Genomic DNA, 1,975 nt, shown 5'->3' with positions numbered 1-1,975 from the left:
TCCGCAGCTCGACCGCCGTCAGCGAGTCGAAGCCCAGCTCCTTGAACGCCCGCCCGGCACCCACCGCGTCAACCCCGCCGTGGCCGAGCACAGCCGCCACCTGGCCCCGGACCAGGTCCAGCAGCATCCGCTCCCGCTCACCCGCGGAAAGGGCGGACAAGCGGCCGACGAGCGACACGGCGGCCGGGGCAGCCTCGGCTGCGGGGGCCAGAGCGGTCTGCGCGGTGATCTCACCTCGTACTGCCGGCAGTTCGCGGAACAGCGAGCTGGGGCGCGCGGCGGTGAATCCGGTGAGGAAGCGGTCCCACTCCACGTCGGCCACCGTGAGCGCCGCTTCACCGGAGCCGACCGCCTGCCTCAAAGCACTGATCGCCAGGTCCGCCCGCATCGGCGGCACACCGTCCCGGCGCATGCGGGCCGACGTCGCCTCGTCGGCGGCCATGCCGCCCTCGGCCCACGGCCCCCACGCGATGGACGTCGCCGCCAGACCGTCCGCCCGGCGCTGCTCCGCCAGCGCGTCCAAGTAGGCGTTCGCAGCGGCGTAATTGCCCTGGCCAGGCGTGCCGACCGTGCCGCTCATCGACGAGAACAGCACGAACGCGTCCAGCTCGACACCCAGCTCGACCGTCAGCTCATGCAGGTTGAGCGCCGACGTGGCCTTCGCCCGCACGACCGGCTCAAGGCATTCCGGAGTCAGCGCATCGAGGACCCCGTCGTCCAGGACGCCGGCGGTGTGCACCACGGCGGTCAGCGAGTCGGCGTGCTCGGCCAGCACAGCGCGCAGCGCCTCTCGGTCGGACGCGTCACAGGCGACGACGGACACCTCGACACCCAGCTCCGCCACCAGCTCGGCCGCACCCGGCGCGTCCATCCCCCGCCGGCTGGTCAGCACCAGCCGCTCAGCACCCGCCTCCGCCAACCACCGCGCGACACGACCACCCAACGCACCCGTACCACCCGTGACCAGCACCGTCCCCGACGGCGACCACAAGCCCGCACCCTCCGGCAACGCCGCACGCACCAGCCGCCGCCCGAACACCCCAGAGGAACGGACCGCGACCTGATCCTCACCGGAACCCGCCAGCACACCCACCAGACGGGACTGCGCACGCTCATCCAGCGACTCCGGAAGGTCGATCAGACCACCCCACCGCTCCGGAACCTCCAGAGCAGCCACCCGGCCCAGACCCCACACCTGCGCCTGCACCGGCGACACCAGCCGATCCGACCGGCCCACCGACACCGCACCCCGCGTCAGACACCACAGCCGAGCACCCACCCCCGCATCACCCAGAGCTTGCACCAACAGCAGGGTGTCGGCGAGCCCGAGCAGCGACACCACACCCGCCCACTCACCACCGACCAGCCCCGCCAGCGCCGCACGATCCGCACCGGCCGCAACCTCGACCCGCCGCACCTCCGCACCACGCCCCGCCAGCGCACCCACCACCGGCCCGTCAACGTCACCCCCAGCCGGAACGACCACCAACCACGCCCCGGACAACCGCGCTTCGGCGGACGCCTTCACCGGTTTCCAGCTCGTCCCGTAACGCCACCCGTCGACCTGCGCCTGATCCTGGCTGCGCCGACGCCAGGCCGACAGAGCCGTGACCATGTTTCCCCAGGACGCGGTGTCGTCGAGGCCGAGCATGGCCTCAAGGGTCGTCAGGTCCTCGTGTTCGACGACGTCCCAGAATCGTGCGTCTAGGGTGTCGACCGTCTTCCCGGCAGGAGTCAGGGCGTCCCGCCGGGCCTCCGGCCAGTACCGCCTCCGCTGGAAGGCGTAGGTCGGAAGTTCGGTGCGCCGCGCTCCCGTACCGGCGAAGAACCCGGCCCAGTCCACCTCCACGCCCTGCACGAATGCCTGCGCCAGCGCCGTGACGGCGGTGTCGGCTTCTGGACGGCCCTTGCGCAGGACGGGGACGAAGGCGGCGCCCTCGCCCGTCACGCACTCCTGAGCCATCGCCGACAGCAC

Annotated in this window: 1 protein-coding gene; it reads right to left on the bottom strand. The window is 72.3% G+C overall.

Annotated features, from left to right (window positions below; all coding sequences use genetic code 11):
* Positions 1-1,975, bottom strand: a 1,975-nt coding sequence (locus ACP4IX_RS36075) for an SDR family NAD(P)-dependent oxidoreductase (protein WP_426558860.1), incomplete at both ends; no start/stop codon positions are given.

It is taken from the genome of Streptomyces sp. WG5, assembly GCF_049974565.1.
Lineage (GTDB): Bacteria > Actinomycetota > Actinomycetes > Streptomycetales > Streptomycetaceae > Streptomyces.
The sequence above is the reverse complement of the archived record's forward strand: the minus strand, read 5'-3'. Positions and strand labels throughout refer to the sequence as shown.